The sequence below is a fragment of the Psychromonas algarum genome, assembly GCF_004376845.1.
Lineage (GTDB): Bacteria > Pseudomonadota > Gammaproteobacteria > Enterobacterales > Psychromonadaceae > Psychromonas.
The window spans coordinates 96,849-122,610 of sequence record NZ_SNUW01000004.1; the positions used below are offsets into that span (position 1 = coordinate 96,849).

16 protein-coding genes are annotated in these 25,762 nt (G+C 36.3%); 9 read left to right on the plus strand and 7 right to left on the minus strand.

The features are described from left to right. Positions 1–89 precede the first annotated feature (89 nt). From pflB to rlmA, 3 genes are all read left to right on the plus strand, one after another. The gene (gene pflB / locus E2R68_RS04200; protein ID WP_134276267.1) at positions 90–2,375 is read left to right on the plus strand and encodes a formate C-acetyltransferase; all 2,286 of its coding nucleotides are present in this window, start codon (positions 90–92) and stop codon (positions 2,373–2,375) included. Positions 2,376–2,538: 163 nt separating this feature from the next. Further along, on the plus strand, positions 2,539–3,279 hold the full coding sequence (gene pflA / locus E2R68_RS04205; protein ID WP_134276268.1) for a pyruvate formate lyase 1-activating protein: 741 nt from the start codon (positions 2,539–2,541) through the stop codon (positions 3,277–3,279). Positions 3,280–3,367: 88 nt separating this feature from the next. Beyond that, a complete protein-coding gene (gene rlmA / locus E2R68_RS04210) occupies positions 3,368–4,183 on the plus strand; it encodes a 23S rRNA (guanine(745)-N(1))-methyltransferase (RefSeq protein WP_134276269.1) in 816 nt (271 codons plus the stop codon). Here rlmA and yfbV read toward each other — a convergent pair. Continuing rightward, entirely contained in the window at positions 4,180–4,623 is a 444-nt protein-coding gene (gene yfbV / locus E2R68_RS04215; RefSeq protein WP_134276270.1) for a terminus macrodomain insulation protein YfbV, read from the minus strand. The two genes, rlmA and yfbV, sit on opposite strands and share 4 nt — an antisense overlap. A gap of 293 nt (positions 4,624–4,916) precedes the next feature. Here yfbV and E2R68_RS04220 point away from each other — a divergent pair, with 293 nt between their 5' ends. Further along, on the plus strand, positions 4,917–6,116 hold the full coding sequence (locus E2R68_RS04220) for an acetate kinase (RefSeq protein ID WP_134276271.1): 1,200 nt from the start codon (positions 4,917–4,919) through the stop codon (positions 6,114–6,116). 61 nt (positions 6,117–6,177) lie between these two features. Further along, entirely contained in the window at positions 6,178–8,340 is a 2,163-nt protein-coding gene (gene pta, locus E2R68_RS04225; RefSeq protein ID WP_134276272.1) for a phosphate acetyltransferase, read from the plus strand. An 84-nt stretch (positions 8,341–8,424) separates the two neighbouring features. Here the strand turns inward: pta and E2R68_RS04230 are convergent, their stop codons facing one another. Together E2R68_RS04230 and E2R68_RS04235 are read right to left on the minus strand one after the other, a co-directional pair. Continuing rightward, on the minus strand, positions 8,425–9,378 hold the full coding sequence (locus E2R68_RS04230) for a class I SAM-dependent methyltransferase (RefSeq protein ID WP_243834592.1): 954 nt from the start codon (positions 9,376–9,378) through the stop codon (positions 8,425–8,427). Between the two features lies 1 nt (position 9,379). Continuing rightward, positions 9,380–10,492 (minus strand): AI-2E family transporter, encoded by a 1,113-nt coding sequence (locus E2R68_RS04235; protein WP_134276273.1) that lies wholly within the window; start codon positions 10,490–10,492, stop codon positions 9,380–9,382. A 266-nt stretch (positions 10,493–10,758) separates the two neighbouring features. On the opposite strand from E2R68_RS04235, the gene adhE reads away from it, so the two are divergent. Next, positions 10,759–13,383, plus strand: coding sequence for a bifunctional acetaldehyde-CoA/alcohol dehydrogenase (gene adhE, locus E2R68_RS04240; RefSeq protein ID WP_134276274.1), 2,625 nt, complete (start codon positions 10,759–10,761; stop codon positions 13,381–13,383). Positions 13,384–13,495: 112 nt separating this feature from the next. Here adhE and cls read toward each other — a convergent pair whose 3' ends face one another. From cls to purL, 3 genes are all read right to left on the minus strand, one after another. Beyond that, complete coding sequence (gene cls / locus E2R68_RS04245) at positions 13,496–14,974, minus strand: cardiolipin synthase (RefSeq protein ID WP_134276275.1); 1,479 nt, start codon at positions 14,972–14,974, stop codon at positions 13,496–13,498. 126 nt (positions 14,975–15,100) lie between these two features. Then, the gene (locus E2R68_RS04250; protein WP_134276276.1) at positions 15,101–17,782 is read right to left on the minus strand and encodes a sensor domain-containing protein; all 2,682 of its coding nucleotides are present in this window, start codon (positions 17,780–17,782) and stop codon (positions 15,101–15,103) included. 133 nt (positions 17,783–17,915) lie between these two features. Continuing rightward, positions 17,916–21,812, minus strand: a complete 3,897-nt coding sequence (gene purL, locus E2R68_RS04255) for a phosphoribosylformylglycinamidine synthase (protein WP_134276277.1) — start codon at positions 21,810–21,812, stop codon at positions 17,916–17,918. 191 nt (positions 21,813–22,003) lie between these two features. Between purL and mltF the strand changes: the two genes are divergently transcribed. Further along, positions 22,004–23,542, plus strand: a complete 1,539-nt coding sequence (gene mltF / locus E2R68_RS04260) for a membrane-bound lytic murein transglycosylase MltF (RefSeq protein WP_243834593.1) — start codon at positions 22,004–22,006, stop codon at positions 23,540–23,542. Between the two features lie 166 nt (positions 23,543–23,708). After that, the gene (locus tag E2R68_RS04265) at positions 23,709–24,119 is read left to right on the plus strand and encodes a CBS domain-containing protein (RefSeq protein ID WP_134276278.1); all 411 of its coding nucleotides are present in this window, start codon (positions 23,709–23,711) and stop codon (positions 24,117–24,119) included. Positions 24,120–24,158: 39 nt separating this feature from the next. Here the strand turns inward: E2R68_RS04265 and E2R68_RS04270 are convergent, their stop codons facing one another. Next, positions 24,159–24,656, minus strand: a complete 498-nt coding sequence (locus E2R68_RS04270) for a MarR family winged helix-turn-helix transcriptional regulator (protein ID WP_347876575.1) — start codon at positions 24,654–24,656, stop codon at positions 24,159–24,161. A gap of 121 nt (positions 24,657–24,777) precedes the next feature. Here E2R68_RS04270 and E2R68_RS04275 point away from each other — a divergent pair, with 121 nt between their 5' ends. Beyond that, positions 24,778–25,656 carry a DMT family transporter gene (locus tag E2R68_RS04275; protein WP_134276279.1) on the plus strand — a complete coding sequence of 293 codons (879 nt, stop codon included), beginning with the start codon at positions 24,778–24,780 and terminating at the stop codon, positions 25,654–25,656. Positions 25,657–25,762 lie beyond the last annotated feature (106 nt).

The following is a 25,762-nucleotide window of genomic DNA, read 5'->3' on the forward strand; positions in this document are numbered from 1 at the left end:
GTCAGACATTGCACTGGATAAATAATTTACATTTTGAACTAAACACTTTTTAACTATTTTTTAATCACTAACTATAAAGGTAAATCTTTATGACTAAATTGAACGAAGAATTTGTATCAGCATGGGAAGGCTTTGCTGGTGACACTTGGAAAACTGAAGTTAACGTTCGTGACTTCATCCAACAAAACTATACTCCATTTGAAGGCGATGAAAGCTTCCTAGCTGACGCGACACCTGCAACAGATACATTGTGGGAAAAAGTAATGGAAGGCATCAAGCTAGAAAATAGCACACATGCTCCTGTAGATTTCGATACTGATGTTGTTTCTACTATTACAGCACATGATGCTGGTTACATTAACCAAGAACTAGAAACTATTGTTGGTTTACAAACTGAAAAACCATTAAAACGTGCGATTATCCCTAATGGTGGTATTCGTATGATCGATGGTTCTTGTAAAGTTTACGGTAAAGAACTTGATCCAGGCATTCGCCAAACTTATTCAGAATTCCGTAAAACTCATAACCAAGGTGTTTTTGATGTTTATACTGGCGATATTCTTAAATGTCGTAAATCAGGTGTATTAACAGGTTTACCAGATGCTTACGGTCGTGGCCGTATTATCGGTGATTACCGTCGTGTTACACTTTACGGTATTGATTACCTAATGGCAGAAAAAGCAGCTCAACATAAAAGTTTAGAAGCTGAACTTATTGCTGGTACTTCATTAGAAGATACGTTGAAATTACGTGAAGAAATCTTCGAACAATACCGCGCTTTAGCTCAAATTAAAGAGATGGCTGCTAAATACGGTTCTGATATTTCAGGTCCAGCAACTAACGCGAAAGAAGCAATCCAATGGACTTACTTCGGTTACTTAGCTGCAATCAAATCTCAAAATGGCGCTGCAATGTCATTTGGTCGTACAGCGACTTTCCTAGATATTTACCTAGAGAAAGATTTACAAGCTGGTGTGATCACAGAAACTGAAGCACAAGAACTTATCGATCACTTAGTAATGAAACTACGTATGGTTCGTTTCCTACGTACTCCTGAATATGATGATCTATTCTCTGGTGACCCAATTTGGGCAACAGAATCTATCGGTGGTATGGGTGTAGATGGTCGTACGCTTGTTACTAAAAACAGCTTCCGTTTCCTACATACTCAATACACTATGGGTCCTTCTCCAGAGCCAAACATTACTGTTTTATGGTCTGAGCAACTACCTCTAAACTTCAAAAAATACTGTGCAAAAGTATCAATCGATACTTCTTCTATCCAGTATGAAAATGATGATTTAATGCGTACTGATTTCGACAACGATGACTATGCTATCGCTTGTTGTGTATCACCAATGGTTGTTGGTAAACAAATGCAATTCTTTGGTGCTCGTGCAAACTTAGCAAAAACACTTCTGTACTCGATCAATGGTGGTGTTGATGAAAAATCTAAAATGCAAGTTGGCCCTAAAACAATCCCAGCAATTACTGGTGAAGTTTTAGATTTCGATGAAGTTTATGCAAATCTTGATCACTTCATGGATTGGTTAGCAGAACAATACGTGACTGCACTTAACTGTATTCACTACATGCATGACAAATACAGCTACGAAGCTGCATTAATGGCACTTCATGACCGTGACGTTACTCGTACAATGGCATGTGGTATTGCTGGCCTTTCAATTGCAGCAGATTCATTAGCAGCAATTAAATACGCAACAGTTCGACCTGTTCGTGATGAAGACGGTATTGCAACTGACTTTGAAATTGAAGGTGATTACCCTAAATTTGGTAACAATGACCCACGTGTTGATGATATTGCTTGTGAACTTGTTGAAACGTTCATGAAAAAAATCAAATCACGTCCAATGTACCGTAATGCACGTGCTACACAGTCTATCCTTACTATTACATCTAACGTTGTATACGGTAAGAAAACTGGTAACACACCTGACGGTCGTCGTGCTGGTACTCCATTTGCACCAGGTGCAAACCCAATGCACGGTCGTGATGAGAAAGGTGCTGTTGCATCATTAACATCTGTTTCTAAACTACCGTTTGCTTACGCACAGGATGGTATTTCTTACACATTCTCAATCGTACCAAATGCATTAGGTAAAACAGATGATTCTCAAAAATCAAACTTAGCTGGCCTAATGGATGGTTACTTTAAACACACGCCTGAAATTGAAGGTGGACAACACTTAAACGTAAACGTGATGAACCGTGAAACGTTATTAGATGCAATGGATCACCCTGAGAAATACCCTCAGCTAACTATCCGTGTATCTGGTTACGCAGTACGCTTTAACTCACTAACTAAAGAACAACAAAGTGATGTAATTACGCGTACATTTACAGCGACTCTGTAAAAATAAGCGATAAACAGGTTAACTTTTTGTTTAGCCTGTTATAATTAGAAAAGGTTTCATCTTTGCGGATGAAACCTTTCTTTTTAGCATAATGAAAATAATTATTTGTATTATTTTAAAGAAAGAGTTAATACTAATAATTAATTTTTGATGAGGTTATAAAATGTCGGTCATTGGACGCGTACACTCAATAGAAACCTGCGGTACGGTTGACGGCCCAGGAATACGCTTTATTATTTTTCTACAAGGCTGTTTAATGCGTTGTAAGTATTGCCATAATCGTGATACTTGGGATACAGAAGGCGGTAAAGAAACAACGGTTGAAGAATTAATGAAGGAATTACTGCAATACCGTAATTTTATGGAAGCATCAGGCGGTGGTATTACTATTTCAGGTGGTGAAGCAATGCTTCAACCTGAATTTGTTCAAGCGATGTTTGAAGCTTGCCGATTAGAAGGTATCCATACATGTTTAGATACAAACGGTTTTGTTCGTAAAATAGATCAAACAACTAAAAATGTATTAAATAGCACCGATCTTGTCTTATTAGATATCAAACAAATGGATAATGCTAAACATATTGATTTAACTCATGTGAGTAATAAATACACATTAGAGTTTGCTAAATATTTAGCGGAACATGATCAAGATGTTTACTTGCGCTATGTAGTTGTACCCGGCATTACGGATTGCCTTGAAGATGCACATGCATTAGGTAAATTTATTGAGCCTATGAAAAACATAGTGAAAATTGAAATGTTACCTTATCACGAACTTGGCCGACATAAATGGATTGCAATGGGTGAGAATTATCCACTCGAGGGAGTAAATCCTCCATCAAGAGAATCTATGGTTGCAGTACAAAACGTGTTACTTCAATATCACAGTGACGTTATTTTCTAAAGGTTGATTACAACTTTTAATGATTAAATTAAGGCAGTTTTTACTGCCTTAATTTCACCTCCAAACTTAATCTTTAAGTAACAATGTTATGACACCTTTTATCTGCCCTCTTTGCCAAACTGTATTTAATAAAGTTAACAACACTCAAGTATGTAAAAATAACCATCATTTTGATGTTGCCAAAGAAAACTACTTAAATTTATTACCCGTCCAGGCTAAAAGCTCAAAAAATCCAGGCGACAATAAAGAGATGATGATTGCAAGACGTGCATTTTTAAATACTGGTGGTTATTTACCTCTAGCAGAAAAAGTCGCAGAGATCAGCGAAAAATATCTCGTTAATATTGAACAAGCACAGGTATTAGACTTAGGTTGCGGCGAAGGTTATTACACGCAACTCATCAATCAGCGATTAAAAAAACATCGAACATGTGGGGTAGATATATCAAAAGTAGCGATTCGATATGCGGCAAAACGTTATCAAGATATCGACTTTTGCGTAGCAAGTGCGTATCAGGTACCGCTAGCAGATGAGAGTATTGACTTAATAATACGCATTTATGCACCATCAAAAGCAGAAGAATTGATACGATTAATTAAAAAAAATGGTTATTTAATTACAGTTACACCGGCACCACGTCATTTATATCAATTACGAGAAGTCATTTATGAGAATGTAAATGCTCATGCAGAAGAAAATGAAGCGGTACAAGGTTTCAGTAAATTAGAACAAATGAACTTAAATTATAAACTCAACATTGATGATAAAGAGCAATTACAAAACTTGATAAATATGACTCCGTTTGCATGGAAGTTTACTCCAGAAAAACTGACTAAATTGTTGAATCAATCTTTCTGGGATATAGAATGTGATTTTAATATTGAGATATTTAAAAAGAATTAAATCAATTCATTATTATATAAAAAGTTATCCCCCCCCTTCTTAAAACCTTTATTTAATAACTTTGCTAAGTCAATAAATCGAGGTTTATCATTCATCACTTGTTGACGTAGTTTATCTCCATTCAGAGCTTCGCTAATCTCCACATACCAATTAAATAGCGCAGGAGACAAGATCTGCTGCGATCTTTTACCTAACCATAAAAGACAATGAACAGGCAATCCGATCAAAAATAAAATAAATGTCGCGGTACTTGGCCAAGAAAAATAAGCGGGAAAAAGAATATAAAGTGATGCGACAAGCACAATAAACAAAGGAAATAGTTTGATAAGTAATTGCGTGTAACAAACCATTTTACTATCAATAAATAAAGAATATAGGCAATTTTGTTTTGGCCATATTTTTAAATATGCATCACCTTTTTTTAATAGCTCAAAAAACATAAATTTAGGAGTCCTCTTTAAAATTAAAGAATCACAATACTGTAATAATGTTCTACAATAATATAAATAATTAGTAACTATAAATGTTTACACTAAACTTGATTTCAAATAATTTTTCTCAAATTCTTATTTGTAATTTTATTACATAAGCGTAATATTAAACTATAGCTTAATGTGAGCAATGTCACCAAATGCTAAGTATCGATTAAGTTATATAATTATTATACCCTAACGAGATATCAAACTCTCCATTTGATATTTTAAGCTTATTTTTTTACTGACTGGAATCTTTCATGAGCAATAAATTAGTCCTTGTACTCAACTGTGGTAGTTCTTCTCTTAAATTCGCTGTAATCAATGCAACAGATGGTAATGAAATCATCAGTGGCTTGGCGGAATGTTTTAACCTTCCTGATGCACGCATCAAATGGAAATTTGATGGAAAAAAAGAATCAACAAATCTTCCAGAAAACAGTGCTCACTCTGCAGCAATTAGTTTTATTGTTGAAGATATCATCAAAAAAATTGATGGTCTTGAAGCACAGTTTATTGCAGTTGGACATCGTGTCGTTCATGGTGGTGAAAAATTCACAAAATCTGTAATCATTGATAAAGACGTGCTTGAAGGTATTGAAGCATGTGCATCATTAGCACCATTGCATAACCCAGCTGCAATCATGGGTATCAAAGCTGCACAAGCTGCTTTCCCATCTTTACCGCAAACAGCTGTATTTGATACTGCTTTCCATCAAACAATGCCTGCTAAAGCATTTATGTATGCAATCCCAACTAATCTATACAAAGAAAAAGCAGTACGTCGCTACGGTATGCACGGAACAAGTCATTTATATGTAAGCCGTGAAGCAGCTAAAGTATTAAATCAACCAATCAACGAAACTAATGTTATCACTGCTCACCTTGGTAATGGTGGTTCTATTACTGCTGTTAAAAATGGCGAAAGTATTGATACAAGTATGGGCCTAACGCCTCTTGAAGGTTTAGTAATGGGTACACGTTGTGGTGACCTTGACCCAAGTATTATCGAACACCTTGTAAGTCGTGAAGGTTACACGCTAAGTGGTGTAATGGATATGTTACAAAAACAAAGTGGTTTATTAGGTCTTTCAGGTATTTCAAGTGACTTACGTGAAGTGATTGGTAACTACGAAAAAGGCCATGAAGGCGCAATCTTAGCAGTAGACGTTTTCTGTTACCGTCTAGCTAAATACATCGCAGCTTACTCAGTACCACTAGGTCGCATTGATGCAATCGTATTCACTGGTGGTATCGGTGAAAACTCTGCATTTATTCGTGAAAAAGTACTTAGCAGCTTAACTATCTTTGGTTACAAAGTAGATGCAGATAAAAACCAAGTAGCGACATTAGGCGAATCAGGCATTATTACTGAAGAAAACAGCCCTATCGCAATGGTTATTGCAACTAACGAAGAATGGGTTATCGCACAAGATTCTGCTGAACTTGTTTCAGCTTAATTTAAACTAATTTCAAAGGGAGTAATTACTCCCTTTTTTTGATCTATTAAAAGGAATAGTCATGGCTCGTACAATAATGTTGATCCCTATTGGTTCTGGTGTTGGCGTAACTTCTGTAAGTCTTGGAATGGTTCGCGCAATGGAACGTCAAGGTGTAGCAGTTAACTTTTTCAAACCTATTGCTCAACCTCGTAAAGGTGATACAGGCGTAGAACGTTCAACAGCAACAATTCGTAATTCAACTAATATCCTTCCGCCTGAACCTTTCACAATGAAATATGCTGAGAATCTAATTTCATTAGGAAATACTTCTGATCTACTTGAAAGTATCGTAGAGCGTTTCCGCGAAGATACTAAAGAAAGTGATGTGATCATTGTTGAAGGTTTAGTACCAAATGACAAACACCAATTTGCTAATAGCGTTAACTACAGTATTGCAAAAGCATTAGGTGCAGATATGGTATTCGTTGCTCATCCAGGTAACGACAGTTCTCAACAACTTAAAGAACGTATCGATATTGCTATCTCTACTTTCGGCGGTAAAGATAACAAAAGTATTGCTGGTTGTATCATCAACAAAGTAGGCGCGCCTATTGATGAAAACGAAAAAAGTGGTGCAGATCTAAGTGAAATGTTTGATATTCCAGTTGCTAACAGTAATAGCAATCTTGAAGTATTACAAATGTTCAGCAAAAGCCCATTACCAATCCTAGGCTGTATTCCTTGGAGCGCAGATTTAATTGCTCCTCGCGTTAAAGATTTAGCAGTACATCTAGAAGCAAAAATACTAAACAAAGGCGATTTAGAAAATCGTCGTCTACATTCTGTTACTTTCTGTGCACGTTCAATTCCAAATATGGTTGAACACTTTAAAGCAGGTTCGATGTTAGTAACATCTGGCGACCGTAGTGATGTAATCATCGCAACTTGTTTAGCTGTGATGAACGGCATGAAAATTGGTTGTTTATTACTAACTGGCGATTACATGCCAGAAGAAGAAGTACTAAAACTTTGTCAAAGTGCAATGGATGCTGGTTTACCAATCCTATTGATCAAAAGCAACACATGGCAAACAGCACAACGTTTACAAAACTTCAACATGGAAATCCCTGTTGATGATTTAGAGCGTATTGAAAAAGTACAAGAGTACATCGCGAGTCATATTGATAAGCATTGGTTAGAAACGTTAACTGAAGATTCTTCTTTATCTCGTCGTTTATCTCCACCAGCATTCCGTTATCATTTAACAGAGCTTGCTCGTAAGATAAACCAACGTATCGTACTTCCTGAAGGCGAAGAACCTCGTACAATTCAAGCTGCTGTTATTTGTGCTGAACGTGGAATTGCAACACCTGTTTTATTAGGTAACCCTGATGAGATTCAACGTGTAGCAACTCAACAAGGTATTACAATCCCTGATGAAGTAGAGATTGTTAATCCTGTTGATGTGATTGAACGCTACGTTGCACCTATGGTTGAACTGCGTAAAGCAAAAGGTTTAACTGAAGTTGTTGCCCGTGAGCAATTACAAGATACAGTTGTACTAGGTACAATGATGTTAGCTGAAAATGAAGTAGCAGGCCTTGTTTCTGGTGCTGTTCATACAACAGCTAATACTATCCGCCCTGCAATGCAGTTAATTAAAACAGCACCAGGTGCTAACATAATTTCTTCAATCTTCTTTATGTTATTACCAGATCAAGTATTAGTTTATGGTGACTGTGCAATCAATCCAGATCCAACAGCAGAACAACTTGCTGATATCGCAATTCAATCTGCTGATTCAGCAATTGCATTTGGTATCGACCCTAAAGTTGCAATGATCAGTTACTCTACAGGTAACTCTGGTGCAGGTAGTGATGTAGAGAAAGTTCGTGAAGCAACTAAAATTGCTCAAGAACGTCGTCCAGACCTATTAATTGATGGTCCTCTACAATACGATGCCGCTGTTATGGAAAATGTTGCTAAGAGTAAAGCACCAGATTCTAAAGTTGCAGGTCAAGCAACTGTATTTATCTTCCCAGACTTAAATACAGGTAATACAACGTACAAAGCTGTACAACGTAGTGCTGACTTAATCAGTATCGGTCCAATGCTTCAAGGTGTACGTAAGCCAGTAAATGACTTGTCACGTGGTGCATTAGTTGACGATATCGTTTACACAATCGCATTAACAGCGATTCAAGCAACACAAGCTCAAGAAAGAGATGCATTAAACGGCTAATTTCATTGTAAATAAAAAAGCCCTGTTTAACGAAAGTTAAACAGGGCTTTTTTGTAGCTAACGATTAATTAATATTAGCTTTTATTATACTTCAGACAACTCTACCAAAACACATTTCAACCCTTTATCAACGTCAACATTTGTAAACTCACTTGGTGGTGCAATAGTGCGTAGAATTTTAGCTTGTGGACAATGTTCAGCTAAAGCATCAGAGATAAATTGAAAATCAAGATCAGGACTATTTAAACATAATAAAGCCTGCCCACCAGGATTTAATAGTTCCGGAAGACGACGCATAATTTTAGGATAATCTCGTTTAATATTAACACTGCCTTTTTGTAAAGAAGGCGGATCGGCAATGATAATGTCATAAGGTCCTAGACGTTTTACTTTACCCCATGACTTAAAAAGGTCATGTCCAAGGTATTTTACTTTTGCTAAATCGTGCCCATTTATTCTATGGTTATCACGCCCCACAGCAAGAGCGGCTTTACTCATATCCAAATTTACAACCTGCTCAGCTCCACCGGCAATCGCGGCAGCAGAGAAAGCACAGGTATAGGAAAATAGGTTTAATACTCGTTTGTTTTTACTATTTTCTCTTAACCAAGCACGACCATTTTTCATATCTAAAAAAATACCGTAGTTTTGATTTTTTCCTAGACTAATTTTATAAGCTAAGCCATTTTCACAAGCAATATAATCATGTAACGGCTCGCCATATAAAAGCTCTGTTGGAGCAAGATCTCGACAACGAAATTGCACCTGAATGCTTTCAACCTTAAAACCTCTTTGTGTCATTTCATTTAATAGAAATTCACTTAAATTAGCTAACCATTCGGCATTTTCTTCTTTATAAAGAATGATCAAAATAACAGGAGACAACCAATCTATATTGATATGCTGATATTCTTGATAATAGAAACCACGACCATGAAATAATCGGTACATTTCCTTATTTTGACTAAATTCATCGTCTTCAGATTTATCTGTCAGATTGTTAGGGAAGTGCATTTTTTCTAATAGATCTGTAAACATATTATTTTTCTTCTTGAGGAGTTACTTCATCTGCATCAGATGTTGTTTGAGAGTCTTCTTGTTGTTTTAAATTTTGCTCTTCAAATAGCTTAACTTCTTCATCTGAACTTAATAAGATAGCAAACCAGCGTCCGCCTTCACTATTTTCCAATGCAATTTTTAAAATCATCGTTAAGGGTACAGACAATAACATACCCACCATACCTAATAGCCACCCCCAAAATATTAATGATAAGAACACCACCAAGGTAGATAAACCTAAGCTACGCCCCATGAAACGAGGCTCAACAAAATTCCCCATCACCATATTAACCCCTACAAACAAACCAATAACAACCGAAGCATAACCAGCTCCCAATTGTAAAAACGTCAAAATAACAGCAGGAACTGCGGCAATAATTGAACCTATGTTAGGTATGTAATTAAGTAAAAAAGCTAATAACGCCCATAACACATAAAACTGAACACCTAAAACCCATAAAACAAAACCAATAATGAAACCTGTCGCTAGACTGATTAATGTTTTAATCGCCATATACTGATTAACCATTGTTAAAAAGTATCCTAGTTTTTGCTTTGTTTTAGCTGAATCATCAAAAGATATTTGTAATTTTTTTGCAAACACTTTTCCTTCAGACAACATAAAAACAACGGTTAATAACAATAGGAACACATTCCCTAAGACACTACTAAAGCCCGTTAATGTTGTCGTTACTAAATTCATAACTTTGGCGGGGTCAAAATAAGAACGGACCTCATCCATTGAAAGTACCAAATCATGTTTTGCAAGCCATGCAACTAACCAAGTAATTTGCTCTGATAATTGAGCTTCGTAAGTTGGTATTGCTTGTGTGAAATTATTTACAGCAGCACCGATAACCCCACCTAAAACAATAAATAATGAGAATATGGTAAAGATAACAACAGCGATAGCGATACCACGAGGTAGTCTTTTACTCTGCAAATAATTAACAGCAGGATTACAGATAATGGCCACAAACAAAGACAGTAAAAATGGCACAACAATCGGCGCGGCTATCTTTATTCCAGCCAATGAGATGACTAATGCAGAAAAGTATAAAATTGTACGCGCAGCAGCGGGTGTATTTCCCATATTGCAATTCCCTTAAATGAGGTTATCTTTCTAAACTAAGTCTTAACGTCGCAGTATAAATCATACGCTTCAATTAATGAAAATTAGTTACTCATCTAAATGTGCATTGTAGCGAAGGCAATCAACATGATGATCCTGATCAATACATATAAAAGGCGAATTTTTATACTGGTTATGAAGAGTTAAATTTACCTTTTAAGAATAAAAGTTTTACTCAGTCTGTTTTACTAAAATATTTATAACATTATAAATCTATGGAGAAACGTATGACAGTAACTAATATTACTGAACTAAATGCAATGGTTGCACGTGTAAAACTAGCGCAAAAAGAGTTCGCAAATTATTCTCAAGTACAAGTAGATACTATATTTCGAGCAGCCTCTTTAGCGGCATCAACAGCACGGATTGAACTTGCTAAAATGGCAGCAACAGAATCAGGTATGGGAATTATGGAAGATAAAGTGATTAAAAATCATTTTGCCTCCGAGTTTATTTATAGCAAGTATAAAGATGAGTTAACCTGTGGAGTCATCGAACGTAACGATGAAGGTGGTACTATCACAATCGCAGAACCGGTTGGCATTATCTGTGCAATTATCCCGACAACAAATCCAACATCTACAGCCATTTTTAAGGCTTTAATCTCCCTTAAAACTCGTAATGGTTGTATCTTTTCACCCCATCCGCGCGCTAAAAATGCAACCAATTATGCAGCAAAATTAGTATTAGAAGCAGCAGTAAAAGCTGGTGCCCCAAAACATATCATCGGTTGGATTGACGAACCTTCAGTCGAGCTTTCAGATAGCTTAATGAAACATGATGATATTAATCTAATACTTGCAACAGGCGGACCAGGCATGGTTAAAGCCGCTTACTCTTCAGGTAAACCTGCTATTGGCGTTGGTGCAGGTAATACACCTGTTGTTGTTGATGAAACAGCCGATATAAAGCGAGTCGTCTCCTCAATATTAATGTCTAAAACATTTGATAACGGTGTGGTATGCGCTTCTGAACAAGCCGCCATCGTTGTCGCCTCTATTTATGATGAAGTGAAGGCACGCTTTGCAAAATATGGCGCAGTCATTTTAAATGACAAAGAAGCCGATAAAGTACGGAAAATATTATTAATTGATGGCACTTTAAACTCAAAAATAGTGGGGCAATCTGCTCATAAAATTGCGGCATTAGCAGGTGTTAAAGTACCTACATCAACAAAAATATTAATTGGTGAAGGATTAGAAGCTTCATTTGACGATGAGTTCGCACATGAAAAACTGTCTCCTACATTAGGCTTATTTAAAGCTAAAGATTTTGAAGATGCCGTCCGCCAAGCAAGCATCGTATTAGATATAGGTGGTGTAGGCCATACCTCAGTACTTTATACAGACCAAGATGCCAATGCAGATCGCATTGCTTACTTTGGTGATAAGATGAAAACGGCTCGAATTTTAATTAACACCCCTTCTTCTCATGGGGGGATCGGTGATATGTATAACTTTGAACTCGCGCCATCATTAACTTTAGGTTGTGGTTCATGGGGAGGAAATGCAATCTCAGAGAATGTAGGTCCAAAACATCTGATCAATAAAAAAATCATTGCTAAGCGAGCTGAAAATATGTTGTGGCATAAACTTCCAAAATCGATCTACTTCCGTCGAGGTTCATTACCCATTGCAATGGATGACTTAAAAGGAAAAAAACGCGCATTAATCGTCACTGACCGTTTCTTATTTAATAATGGATACATCGATGATCTTCGCACAATATTAAAAGAGAAAGGCATGGAAGTTGAGGTTTTCCATGAAGTAGAAGCCGATCCAACCTTAACAGTTGTCAGAGCAGGTGCTAAAGCATGTCATAACTATCAACCCGATGTGATTTTAGCGATTGGAGGCGGATCCCCAATGGATGCAGCTAAAATAATGTGGGTATTGTACGAACATCCTGATACTGACTTTGAAGATTTATCTATGCGCTTTATGGATATCCGCAAACGTATTTACAAATTTCCTAAAATGGGTGAAAAAGCAGAATTAGTTTGTATTACCACAACATCAGGTACAGGCTCAGAAGTAACACCTTTTGCTGTCGTTACTGATGATAAAACAGGTCAGAAATATCCATTAGCAGACTATGCCCTTACACCTAATATGGCGGTTATTGATGCAAACCTGATCATGGATATGCCTCAATCATTATGTGCTTATGGAGGTTACGATGCAGTCACTCATGCCATGGAAGCTTATGTTTCAGTATTAGCTACTGAATATACAGATGGCCATGCATTACAAGCGCTTAAATTGCTCAAACAATATTTACCAAGCTCTTATACAAATGGTAAAAAAGATCCTATTGCAAGAGAGAAAGTACATAATGCTTCAACGATTGCAGGGATGGCATTTGCAAATGCATTCTTAGGTGTTTGTCATTCAATGGCACACAAATTAGGTGCAGAATTTCATATTCCGCACGGTTTAGCGAATGCGTTGTTATTAACTAATACCATACGTTATAACGCAACAAATACACCAACGAAACAAACTGCATTTTCACAATATGATCGTCCTAAAGCACGCGCACGTTATGCAGAAATTGCCGACCATTTACAACTTGGAGGTAAAAATACAGAGCAAAAGCTGAATAATTTATTAGCTTGGCTAGATGAACTAAAAATAGCCGTAGATATTCCTCTTTCAATTCAAGCAGCAGGTGTTGATGAAAAAGAATTTATGGAGAAAGTTGATGAATTAGCTGAACATGCTTTTGATGATCAATGTACAGGAGCAAACCCTCGTTATCCTTTAATCGCAGAATTAAAAGAAGTATTAATTGCCTCTTATTATGGCAATGACTATGTAGATATTATGGATATACCTGAAGCCAAAAAATAACAGAAATAGCTTTTGTTAAGTAAAGCCAACATATAACTGAGCCTCAATAATTAATTTTTTAATGATTGAGGCTCTTTATTGGTAAGCTTTAAATTTTAAAAGAGTAATAAGGTTATAATAGCGGACTAAATAAATACAAAACACCTTCTAAAAGACGTTTAGAGAATGAACGTTGCTTCCACTCTGCTAAAGTTAATTGCTCAGAAACTAAAGTGTAATGCATTTGAGTGGTCAATAATTTACCTGCAAAATTTTCATTATCAATTAACATTGTCATTTCAAAATTTAACCAAAAACTACGACGGTCTAAATTAACCGTACCTATTAACGCAATTTTTTCATCTATGACAATGCTTTTAGTATGTAATAAACCACCATAAAATTGATGGATTTCAACACCAGAACTGAGTAAGTCTTCAAAAAATGCACGAGAAGCATATTCCACCATAATAGAATCATTTTTGGCAGGTAAAATAATCTTAACGTCAACACCACGCATTGACGCAACTTGTAGTGCCATCAACAAACTTTCGTCGGGTACAAAATAAGGCGTAGTTAATACTAAACTATATTTAGCTTCATAAATTGCTGTTAATAAAACTTGATGGATCCCCACTTTACCAAACTCAGGCCCAGAAGGAATTAGTTGCGCATTTTCATCCCCTATCACACCAAATAAAGAATGATCCGCAGATGGTAAATTTAATTTCTCACCGGTTTCTAAGCTCCAATCCCATACAAATAAACCTAGCATTTGTTGTACGATTGGCCCTTCACAACGAACCATTACATCAATCCATTCTCCAAAACCTTTATCAACCTTAAAAAAAGCGGGGTCTACTAAGTTCATACTGCCTGTATAAGCGATATGGTCATCAATACAAACTAACTTTCTGTGTAATCTTAAATCTTGTCGTTGAAATAATAAACGAAAGGCACCTACAGGTAATGCTTCAACAACTTCAACTCCAGCCGCTCGCAGCTGTATAGACGCAACAGATTTAAAGAACTCATGGCTACCTACTGAATCTAAGAGTAATTTACATGAGACCCCTCGACTAGCTGCATCTTTTAAAGCATTTAGCACTTGGTCAACTAAGCCCCCTTGATGGCAAATATAAAACATTAAATAACAATGCTGTTTTGCTTCTTTAATTTCTTTAATAAGCTCTAAAAGAATATCATCAGCGGAGTTTAATAAAGTATGTTGATTACCTTTTACCATTGGCATATGAGTATAGGATTCAACAAATGCCTGCATTGAATGAGCATTGACACTAATATTCTCTTTTGTCTGTCTATAAGGTGTTGTTTGTTGCTCAACCCACGCTAAGAATTTACCGTAATATAGTTTCCGCTGTTTACTACGCTTAGCGCCTAAGGTTAATTCCCCAAAAATAAAATAACCAATCATGCCCGCTAAAGGAACAGTAAAAATGAGGAATAACCAAGCGAGAGAAACACCGATTTGCTTACGATTTAAAATAACTCGAAATGAGACAAGCGCTAATAAACTAAAATAAATAGTTGCCGAAAGAATAATGAAAGTTTGACTATCAAGCCAGGGAATATAAAAAGCCAATAGTTCCATGAATTTCCTATAAAATAATATACCGATGAAAAGGAATGTAATAACAAAATAAGTTTAATAGTATTTTGCTAAAATTTGAAAATGAATGCTACCGCGACTGTAACTTATAGCATCAAGGAAAATAATTTATTTACGTTTATTACATCTTAGATAAAAAGTTGCTTCGCATGCTTTCATTGGTTCATTATTATTTTTCACGGTTTTGTATTCATTTAATGATAACTCAGCCTCAGAATGGTTTCCTCCCTCACCAACCACATCAATGCCAAGCGAATTAGCTAAAATAAAGACAGATTTAATCATCGCCTCACCAGCCAAATAACCAGGTACTCCCTGTATGAAATGCTTAGATATTTTAAATTTATCAATATTCAATCGACCAATTGAATATAAAACAGAGCGGTCTGCACCAAATCCATCAACCGTCAAAGAAATACCTAAACGACTAATGTTAAATAAATTATCCTGTAATGTATCAATACTGCTACTGAATAAACTTTCTTCAATGATAAATTCGAGCCAATTTGCTTGGCAGCCAGTTTCTAAAAGCACTTCCTGAAGCTGACCGATTAATGATAATTGTGATAACTCTAGTTTTGATAAACTGATCGCGACTCGACCAAAATGAATACCAGATGAATGCCACTTAACAGCTTGTTTTGCTGTTTTGTAAAACATTTTCATACCTAAATCAATTAACAATCCCGATTGTTCCGCTAGCATTAAAAATCGGTCTGGTAATAAAACACCTTGATCGGGATGATTCCAACGGAATGAACATTCTACAGCAACGACTTGACGTTTATTAAGATCATATTGAGGTTGGTAATAAGGTTCAAATTGCTCATCTTCTAAGGCTAATTTAAATTCATTTTCTAATTCTATTTGCTGCGTAGAATGAATTGTTAATTCATTTGTATAAAAGTGATACAAACTATTTTTATCTTTTCTACTACGTAACATTGCTGATTCAGCATTGTTTAAAATAGCATCCAAATCCATACCATCATCAGGACAAATACTAATGCCGATAGAAGGTGATAAAGTAATTTCAATACCATCAATGGAAATAGGAGAAGAAAACCTTTGTGCTATTTTTTGTGCAATTAATGCAGCAACTTGCTCGTTCTCTAACTCTTCAATGACCAAGACAAACTGGTCATCACCAATACGAGCAACCGTATCAGTATCAGAGACTGATTTTTTAAGACGATGAGCGACACACTTTATAACCAAGTCACCTTGATTATGACCATAACGTTCATTGATTGCTTTAAAACCATTAATTTCTACAAATAAAACACCTAGCGCTATCTCTTTATAGTTTGCACGAGCAATTGCCGTCTCTAAATGATTAAACAAAGCAATGCGATTACTTAAACCAGTTAATGAATCATGCTTTGATAAATATTGAATTTTTTCTTCGTTATATTTATTTTGCGTTAAATCAGTGAATGAATACACTCGGTTTTTAACACCAGTATCACGATGTTTAACTTCATATATTTCTAACCAAAAATAGCCTAAATCACCATTTTTAGAACGGAAATTAGCATTACCTTGCCACTTCCCTTCTTCTATCAAAGCACGTTCTATTTCAACAAATAAACGACGATAGTCACAACCAAAAGCAAAAGAGCTAATTTTCTTATGCAATAACTCTTTTTTTGAATAACCAGATATTTCAACACACGCATCGTTGGAAGTAATAACCGCGCCCATTCCATCTGTGACTAAAATACCATCACGGCTATTCTCAAAAACAACATTGGCAAGGTTAAGTTGTTTTTGGATCATATTTTTTTCAGTAATATCTCGCCCAATCGCAATTAATCCCTGTATCTCACCTTGCTTATCTTTAAGAGGAACTTTTTGCATGTGGATATAGTGTTTTCTACCATTTTTATAAGTGAGATGTTCATTTCCTGTATAAACTTCGCCTGAAGTTAATACTAACGCATCTTGGCTTTGGCACATTTTAGCCTGTTTGGCCTCGAATAATTGTTCATCCTTTTTACCAATGATGCTAGCTTCAGGGCAACCAACAAATGCTTCAAAGGCTTTATTACAACCAATAAATGCACCATTTAAATCTTTAAAGAAAATAAGATCTGAAGATATATCCGCGGTTGCGCGCAGCATCACACGCTCTTTTTCAACCGCTTGTTTAATGGCATTCACTTCAGACACATCAAACAACATACCGATAGTAAGCTCACTTCCATCGATGATCTCTTCGCGAACCAAAAACTCACGCTTAATACCTGATACATCACGCATTTCACATTCGAGTAAATTCACAAGATGAGGATTTTTTAGCGTCAGCGTTGATTTTTTAGTTGCTTCAGTAAAACCTCTTGGTAAAAGACTCTCTAGACTTTGACCTATAAAATCTTCTGGTAATAAACCAAAGATCTGAGAAAAATAAGTATTACAGGCAATCACATTCCCTTTTTCATTTTTATAAAAAATAGGAATACTAATGCAATCCAGTGCAGCTTTAACATCTGCTGAAATGAGCTCTTCTATTTCTAATGCAGGTGCAGCAAAGTTTTGCGAACTTGGCTCTTGATCGGTAAGGTAAGTACAATTGATTTGTGGGAATTTTTTGGCAATACGTAATTTCATAATACTTGATACAGGAAGTTCACAAATAAAATGATGGTATTCTTGCTCAGATATAATACATTCAAGATCATTAACACACATTATATGTGTGATCTCAAAAGTATTAATCGCAGGGTTAATTGCAAGTAAAGCCTTCGCTAACTTTAGATTTCTCCCTAGATATAAAACTTGCGTGACCATATCAATTCCATTTGATAGCGAAATTACTTTTTACTTAGTAAATTCTTTAATTGCCTATAACTAATATAATATTAAGCAATAAAAAAGGGAACATAATGTTCCCTTTTTTGTTTGTCTGCGCGTTCTTTTTTAACTAGCCAAGTTGTTTACGTACATTTCTAAACATACGCATCCATGGGCTATCTTCTTTCCATTCATCTGGATGCCATGAGTTTGCAACCGTTCTAAATACACGCTCAGGATGAGGCATCATGATCGTGACACGACCATCTTTTGAAGTAAGACCTGTAATACCATTTGGCGAACCATTTGGATTAGCAGGATAAGCTTCAGTATTATTCCCATAGTTATCAATAAAGCGTAATGCAACTGACCCGCTTGCTTCAATAGCAGCAAGGTGAGCATCATCTTTAACTTCAACACGACCTTCACCATGAGATACTGCAATTGGCATATAAGAACCTGCCATATCATTTAAGAATAATGAATTAGACTTTTGTACTTCAACTAAACTAAAGCGTGCTTCAAAACGCTCCGAGTTATTACGTACAAAACGAGGCCATAAATCAGTACCAGGGATGATTTCGTGCAGATTAGATAACATCTGACAACCATTACACACACCTAACGCAAAAGAGTTTTCACGCTCAAAGAATGTTTGGAATTGATTACGAGCTTGTTCATTAAATAAGATTGATTTAGCCCAACCTTCGCCCGCACCCAATACATCACCGTATGAGAAACCACCACAAGCGACTAAACCAGCAAAATCAGCTAGTTGAACATCACCAGATAAAACATCACTCATGTGTACGTCAATCGCAGAGAAACCTGCACGATTAAAGGCAGCGGCCATCTCTTGTTGAGAGTTAACACCTTGCTCACGTAAAATTGCCATACGAGGTTGCACACCCGTTGCGATATAAGGAGCAGCAACATCTTGGTTGATATCAAATGTTAATTTAGTTGATAGACCAGGATCTTTATCATCTAATTTAAGATCAAACTCTTGCTGTGCACATTCTGAGTTATCACGTAACGATTGCATTTTCAGTGTTGTTTCTGCCCAGATACCACGGAATTCAGAACGTTTAGCTGTTAATACTTCTTCACCATCACGAACAAATTCAATTTGGTCATTGTTATTTAAAGTACCAATCACTAATGAATTAGATGATAAACCGTGTCCAGCAAGCGTATTTAATACCGCTTCTTTATCGTCACGTTTAACCTGAATAACAGCACCTAACTCTTCTGAATATAATGCAGCAAAATCATCATTGCCCACTTGATCAAGTTTAACAGTCACACCGCAATGCCCAGCAAAAGCCATCTCAGTGATAGTTGAGAATAGACCACCGTCACTTCTATCGTGGTAAGCTAATAACTTCTTATCAGCGACTAAAGTCTGCATTGCATTGAAGAAACCTTTTAGCAATTCAGGACTATCTAAATCAGGTGTTTTATCACCTAACTGTTTATATACCTGTGCAAGTGACGAACCACCTAGACGATTTTTACCGTTACCTAAATCAACTAAGATTAAAGCAGTATCACCTTGATCAGTACGTAACTGAGGCGTTACTGTATTACGAATATCACGAACCGCACCAAATGCTGTAATGATTAAAGATAATGGAGAGATAACTTCTTTATCCGTACCATCTTCTTCCTGCCAACGTGTTTTCATTGACATTGAATCTTTACCCACTGGAACAGTTAGCTCTAATTCAGGACATAACTCTTCACCAACGGCTTTCACTGCTTCATATAAACCAGCGTCTTCACCTGGATGGCCAGTTGCAGACATCCAGTTTGCAGATAATTTAATGCGTTTGAAATCACCGATATCAGAACAAGCAATATTAGTAATTGATTCAGCCACTGCTAAACGTGCCGATGCACCAAAATTAAGTAATGCAACAGGAGTACGCTCTCCTAATGCCATCGACTCACCAAAGTAAGTGTCATAACTTGCAGCAGTTACTGCACAATCGGCAACTGGCACCTGCCAAGGACCAACCATTTGGTCACGAGCAACTAAACCCGTTACTGTACGGTCACCAATAGTGATTAAGAAGGTTTTTTCTGCAATAGAAGGTAAACGTAATAAACGTTCAGCTGCATCTTTAACTGTTGCTCCTGAAAGATCTAATACTTTACCTTGTGCCGTTTGTGTTGACACTTCACGATGCATTTTAGGCGCTTTACCTAATAATACTTCAAGCGGCATATCAATCGGTTTATTATCAAACTCAGGATCGTTAAGCGTTAAGTGCATCTCTTCCGTTGCTTCACCAATGACAGCGTATAAAGCACGTTCACGTTTACAGATAGCTTCAAAAGTAGCTAAGTTTTCAGGCTTAACAGCCATTACATAACGTTCTTGAGATTCATTACACCAAATTTCATGGGGTGCCATGCTTTTTTCATCATTAGGAATAGCACGTAAATCAAAGATTCCACCACGGCCGCCATCATTCACAAGTTCAGGCATTGCGTTTGATAAACCACCCGCACCTACATCATGAATAAATTGGATTGGGTTATCATCACCCATCTGCCAACAACGGTCGATCACTTCCTGACAACGACGTTCCATTTCAGGGTTTTCACGTTGTACTGAAGCAAAATCTAAATCTTCTGAAGAAGCACCTGAATCCATTGATGATGCAGCACCACCACCTAGACCGATGTTCATTGCTGGGCCACCTAAAACAATTAATTTAGCGCCAACAGGAATATCTTTTTTCTGAACGTGTTCACGGCGGATATTGCCCAAACCACCAGCCAACATAATTGGTTTGTGATAACCACGGATTTCATTACCGTTATGGCTTTCTACTTGCTCTTCGTAAGTACGGAAGTAACCAAGAATATTTGGACGACCAAACTCATTGTTAAATGCAGCGCCACCTAATGGAGCTTCAAGCATAATATCTAATGCAGAAACAATACGACTCGGTTTACCAAAATCCGTTTCCCATGGTTGTTCAAAATGAGGAATACGTAGGTTAGATACAGAGAAGCCTACTAATCCCGCTTTAGGTTTAGAGCCGATACCTGTAGCGCCTTCATCTCGAATTTCACCACCAGAACCTGTTGCAGCACCTGGGAATGGAGATATCGCAGTAGGATGGTTGTGTGTTTCTACTTTCATCAAGATATCAATATCTTCATGGTGATAGCCAAATTCACGACTATCAGTGCTTGGGAAGAAACGACCAGCTTGATAACCTTCCATTACAGCGGCGTTATCTTTATACGCAGACAACACATGATCAGAATTTAATTCATGTGTGTTACGGATCATTTTAAATAATGATTTTGGTTGTTTTTGACCATCAATTGTCCAATCTGCATTAAAGATTTTATGACGACAATGCTCTGAGTTTGCCTGTGCAAACATCATTAATTCAATATCGTTAGGGTTACGACCTAACTTAATAAAGTTTTCAACTAAGTAATCTATTTCATCATCAGCGAGTGCTAAACCTAAGTTAACGTTTGCAACTTCTAAAGCTGAACGCCCTTCTGCTAACACATCAACACTAGTCATTTCACCAGGTTTACCCTGAACAAATAATGTTGTCGCATCTTCAAGTGAAGTTAATACCACTTCCATCATACGGTCATGTAGTAACCCCGTTAATGTTTTAACCTGTTCTGCATTTAATTCAGCTGACGTTTCAACATAATAAGCAATACCACGCTCTAAACGTTTTACTTTGCTTAAACCACAGTTTTTAGCGATATCTGTTGCTTTTGAAGACCATGGCGAAATGGTGCCAGGACGTGGAGTGACGAACAGAAGTGTTCCGATTGGATCATGCTCTGCTATTTTCGGTCCGTAAGTTAATAGCTTTTGTAATACAGCTAACTCTTGGTCATTTAAAGCTTCAGACAAATCTGCAACATGCATAAATTCAGCATATATTTCTGTTACAGGTAAATCTAATGCTTCACAGTTTTTCAGCAACTGATTAACACGAAATGTCGATAAGGCAGGCGCCCCTCGCAAAATTTCCATAGGTTATTACTCTCGTTGAATAAATAAATGAACTTGGGTTTAGTTCTATATTATAAAAGAAAAGCATTTTTTATTAAATAGAAACACTCTATAGTCAGGGGTAAATAAACTATTAATTGACAAATATATAGAAATTTAAATTGTTTATTAGATAATGTACTTCCTCTACTAATCGGATTAACCAACTCTTTATGAATAAACCTGTCTCTTTTGTTTCTATATTCATGCCATTTAGACTTTTTTTATCGATTGTTTCACTGTTAGCACTAAGTGCTTGTAACCCATTTATTCAAACAACTGATTTGGAAAAGATACAAAAACGCGGCACATTAGTAATGGGTACCATTAACGGTTCATTAACCTACAGTTATGATGGGGAAGTTTACTCTGGATTAGATTATGAATTAGGTAAAAAATTTGCTGCTTACCTTAAAGTAAAATTAATTGTTAAAGAGTTCGACAATTTAGATGAGCTTTTTGAATCATTAGAAAATAACAATATTGATTTTGCAGGGGCTGGTTTAACGTTAACACCTAAGCGTGCTGAAAAATATCGAAGCTCTCCTCCTTATTATTATTTAACTCAAAAATTAGTTTATTACAAAGGCACTTACCGACCTCGTAAGATGGCTGATGTGAACGCCCCAATTAGCGTATTAAAAGGTAGTAGCCATGCAGAAAGTATTCAGGAAGCGCTAAAAGAATACCCTGATCTTGTGGTTAATGTATTAGCAAATGAGGATCAAGAGTCTTTATTACAAAAAATAGCTGAAAAAGAGATCCCATTTGCCATTGTTGATAGTACAACGCTAGCACAAAAACAGCGCTATTACCCTGCATTAGCAGAAGCCTTTACAATCGACAAAAAGAAGCCTGTGGCTTGGTTGATCCGTAAAGCCCAAGACGACACCCTCTATTCAGGCATGATTGAATTTATGGGGAATCAATATCAATTAGGTACGATAGCTAAAATTGAAGAAAAATATTTTGGACACGTGGGGCACTTTGATTATGTTGATACTCGTATTTTCTTAAAGCGAATTGCTAGTCGACTACCTACATATGAAGCTTTATTTAAAAAATATGAAACACCAGAGGTACCATGGGAACTTCTTGCTGCAGTGAGTTATCAGGAATCACACTGGAACCCAAGAGCACGTTCTCCTACCGGAGTGAGAGGTATGATGATGCTCACGCTGGACACCGCTAAATTTGTAGGGATAAAAAATCGCTTAAATGCAGAAGAAAGCATTAAAGGTGGCGCTAAATACTTAACACAACTAACCAAAAGGTTACCTGAAAGTATCCCTGAAGATGAAAGAATATGGTTTGCACTGGCATCCTATAATATTGGTTTAGGGCACCTACTTGATGCTCGACGCATTACAAAAATCAGAAAACAAAACCCTAATTCATGGGGAGATGTAAAAGATAATTTACCATTATTACATCAACGTAAATGGTATAGACAAACCCGCTATGGTTACGCTCGAGGGCGCGAAGCACAACATTATGTGAATAATATTCGTCAATATTTAAAAACACTCTCGTGGTATGTTCAAAAGCAAAAGAAAGCAGCAGAAGAGCAAGCTGAACGAGAAAGACTAATCGCGATTGAAGAAGCAGAAGCGGCGAGATTAGCAGCGCTCGAAATTTTGAAAGAACAAAGCCAAGCGATAGCAACTAGTGCTGCATTAGAAACAAATGATACAACAATAGAGAGTGAATAAAATTCATTATTGGCATAGGTGGGCTTTATCAATTAAAGCCCATTTTTTAACGGGCGTCTAACCAACACAAAAACCTATCAAAACAATAAAAACAATCGATTATACCTTTCAATGTAATTCTAATATTATCTTTTCTATCAAACACCAACACAGATAGGGAGTTAATATGACTCAACAAACCGTTCAACAAATCATGCGTAAACAACCGATCACAGTACAGTGCCAAACACCGTTAAATGAAATTATTCAAACGTTAGTCACTAGCCAACAATCACAACTACCAGTGATTAACAGTAACAATAAATTACTTGGTATGGTGTCACTTATCAACTGTCAGAAAGCACTATTAATCAGTGGTTACCACTGTGATAAACCAGTCAAAGTGAACGACATTATGGCAAAAGAATTTACTTTTTTAACTACTGATGAGGAGTTATCAGAAGTGGCAATTAAAACGCAAAAACAATCTGAAAATGTTTTTCCAGTCGTGAATAACGGTAAATTGATTGCAGTAATGAAACGAGTTGATCTATTAGTACATTTACAAAATAACTTATCACTTTGTTCACGTGCTTAACACAGAATAGAAAAATAGAGATAAACATAACAAAGTAACTTAATCTGCTTGCTCAAAATCAGCTAGCCATGTTTTTAATGAGTTATTGAGTACTTGTTTCTCTGTCTGAGTTAATGAAGCAACGAGTGTTTGCTGCAATTGGACATGCTCTTCAATGATACGATCAATAAGAGCATGTCCTTGTGCGGTTAAAGCAACAAAAACACTTCTTTTATCATGCTCACTTTGTACACGAACAATTAATTTTTTAGACTCTAATTTAGCTAAACGGTTGGTCATAGCACCAGAAGTTAATAATAAAGCCTCTAATAATTCAGAGGGTGTTAAACCATCATGATTTGCACTTCGCTTTAAGGTGGCTAACACATCAAATTCACCCAGTGTTAATCCAAATTTTTGATGGCACTTAGCCATACTAGTCTCTAAATGTTTATTAACACGTAATAGACGACCAATTAGTGCCATCGGTTCAGTATCAAGTAATGGCTTTTCAATTTTCCATTGCTGAATGACAACATCTACTCTATCCAAAACCATGCATTCCTCCTATTTCAATAGCAGCTTTTATTATTTCAAAAAATATCTTTAAATAAAGATACTTTACAAAAAAATCAAATAAAGGCACAGTAGATATTTTGATATAAAGATAAATACATAAATGAAAAACATCTTGCTTGCTATGTTAGTTGCCTTTCTCTGGGGAACCACTTATGCAGTAACACAATATACATTATCAGGGTGGCCACCATTATTACTCGGTGCACTCAGAGCACTACCTGCAGGTTTACTCTTATTTGTTATTAAACCTAATTTACCTAAACGCGAAGAATGGCCAGTTTTATTTCGCTTAGGTGCTATTAATATTGCCATCTTCTTTAGTTTATTGTTTGTTATGGCACAAACCCTTCCCTCTGCAATCTCTGCCGTCGGTATGGTTTCTCTCCCTGTTTTTGCTATGTTGTATTACTGGTTAGTTTACAAAAAATCCCCTACTAAAATTCAATTATTAACCGGTGGACTATTAATTTCATTTGCATGGTTTTTATTTGACCCACTTAATTTAACCTTGAACCCAATTGGTTTAATGGCGATGTTCGCCGCTATCAGTTGTGTCATTGTAGGTAGCAACATCACTAAAACATTGGGTGTTAAGCTACATTGGTGGCCAGTATTATGCTGGCAACTTATTATTGGTGGGGGCATTCTTGTTATTTTTTCTTTTATTCATGCTTTAATTACACCAGAACCCTACCTTCATGCATTTGAAAATTTTAATTTATTAAATGGAATTGGATTAATCTGGTTAATCTTATTCAATACTATGATTGCCTACTCTTTATATGTTTGGCTACTCAGTAGAATGACTGTTGTTGAATTTACTTTTGCAGGTGTCACTAATCCTATTGCAGGTATTTTGATGGGGTTATTGCTAGTAGGTGAAACATTCTCTCCTTATCAATATCTATTAATGGTGCTAATGATAACAACCTCATTAGTTGCCCCATGTATTAATCTTTATATCAAATACAGAAAGTAAAAATCATTCCTCTGGTAAAAACTTAAAACAAAGACATAAAAAAAGACGCTCAAAAGCGTCTTTTTATATAATGATAGTTCACCGTTTACAGTGTCATAACATTATC

Coding starts and splice junctions, on each gene's coding strand:
- E2R68_RS04270 (WP_347876575.1), bottom strand. CDS start 24,656: ATGGTTTTGGATAGAGTAGATGTTGTCATTCAGCAATGGAAAATTGAA.
- E2R68_RS04235 (WP_134276273.1), bottom strand. CDS start 10,492: ATGGGAAATACACCCGCTGCTGCGCGTACAATTTTATACTTTTCTGCA.
- pta (WP_134276272.1), top strand. CDS start 6,178: ATGGCTCGTACAATAATGTTGATCCCTATTGGTTCTGGTGTTGGCGTA.
- adhE (WP_134276274.1), top strand. CDS start 10,759: ATGACAGTAACTAATATTACTGAACTAAATGCAATGGTTGCACGTGTA.
- mltF (WP_243834593.1), top strand. CDS start 22,004: ATGAATAAACCTGTCTCTTTTGTTTCTATATTCATGCCATTTAGACTT.
- pflA (WP_134276268.1), top strand. CDS start 2,539: ATGTCGGTCATTGGACGCGTACACTCAATAGAAACCTGCGGTACGGTT.
- E2R68_RS04250 (WP_134276276.1), bottom strand. CDS start 17,782: ATGGTCACGCAAGTTTTATATCTAGGGAGAAATCTAAAGTTAGCGAAG.
- pflB (WP_134276267.1), top strand. CDS start 90: ATGACTAAATTGAACGAAGAATTTGTATCAGCATGGGAAGGCTTTGCT.
- E2R68_RS04275 (WP_134276279.1), top strand. CDS start 24,778: ATGAAAAACATCTTGCTTGCTATGTTAGTTGCCTTTCTCTGGGGAACC.
- yfbV (WP_134276270.1), bottom strand. CDS start 4,623: ATGTTTTTTGAGCTATTAAAAAAAGGTGATGCATATTTAAAAATATGG.
- rlmA (WP_134276269.1), top strand. CDS start 3,368: ATGACACCTTTTATCTGCCCTCTTTGCCAAACTGTATTTAATAAAGTT.
- E2R68_RS04220 (WP_134276271.1), top strand. CDS start 4,917: ATGAGCAATAAATTAGTCCTTGTACTCAACTGTGGTAGTTCTTCTCTT.
- purL (WP_134276277.1), bottom strand. CDS start 21,812: ATGGAAATTTTGCGAGGGGCGCCTGCCTTATCGACATTTCGTGTTAAT.
- E2R68_RS04265 (WP_134276278.1), top strand. CDS start 23,709: ATGACTCAACAAACCGTTCAACAAATCATGCGTAAACAACCGATCACA.
- cls (WP_134276275.1), bottom strand. CDS start 14,974: ATGGAACTATTGGCTTTTTATATTCCCTGGCTTGATAGTCAAACTTTC.
- E2R68_RS04230 (WP_243834592.1), bottom strand. CDS start 9,378: ATGTTTACAGATCTATTAGAAAAAATGCACTTCCCTAACAATCTGACA.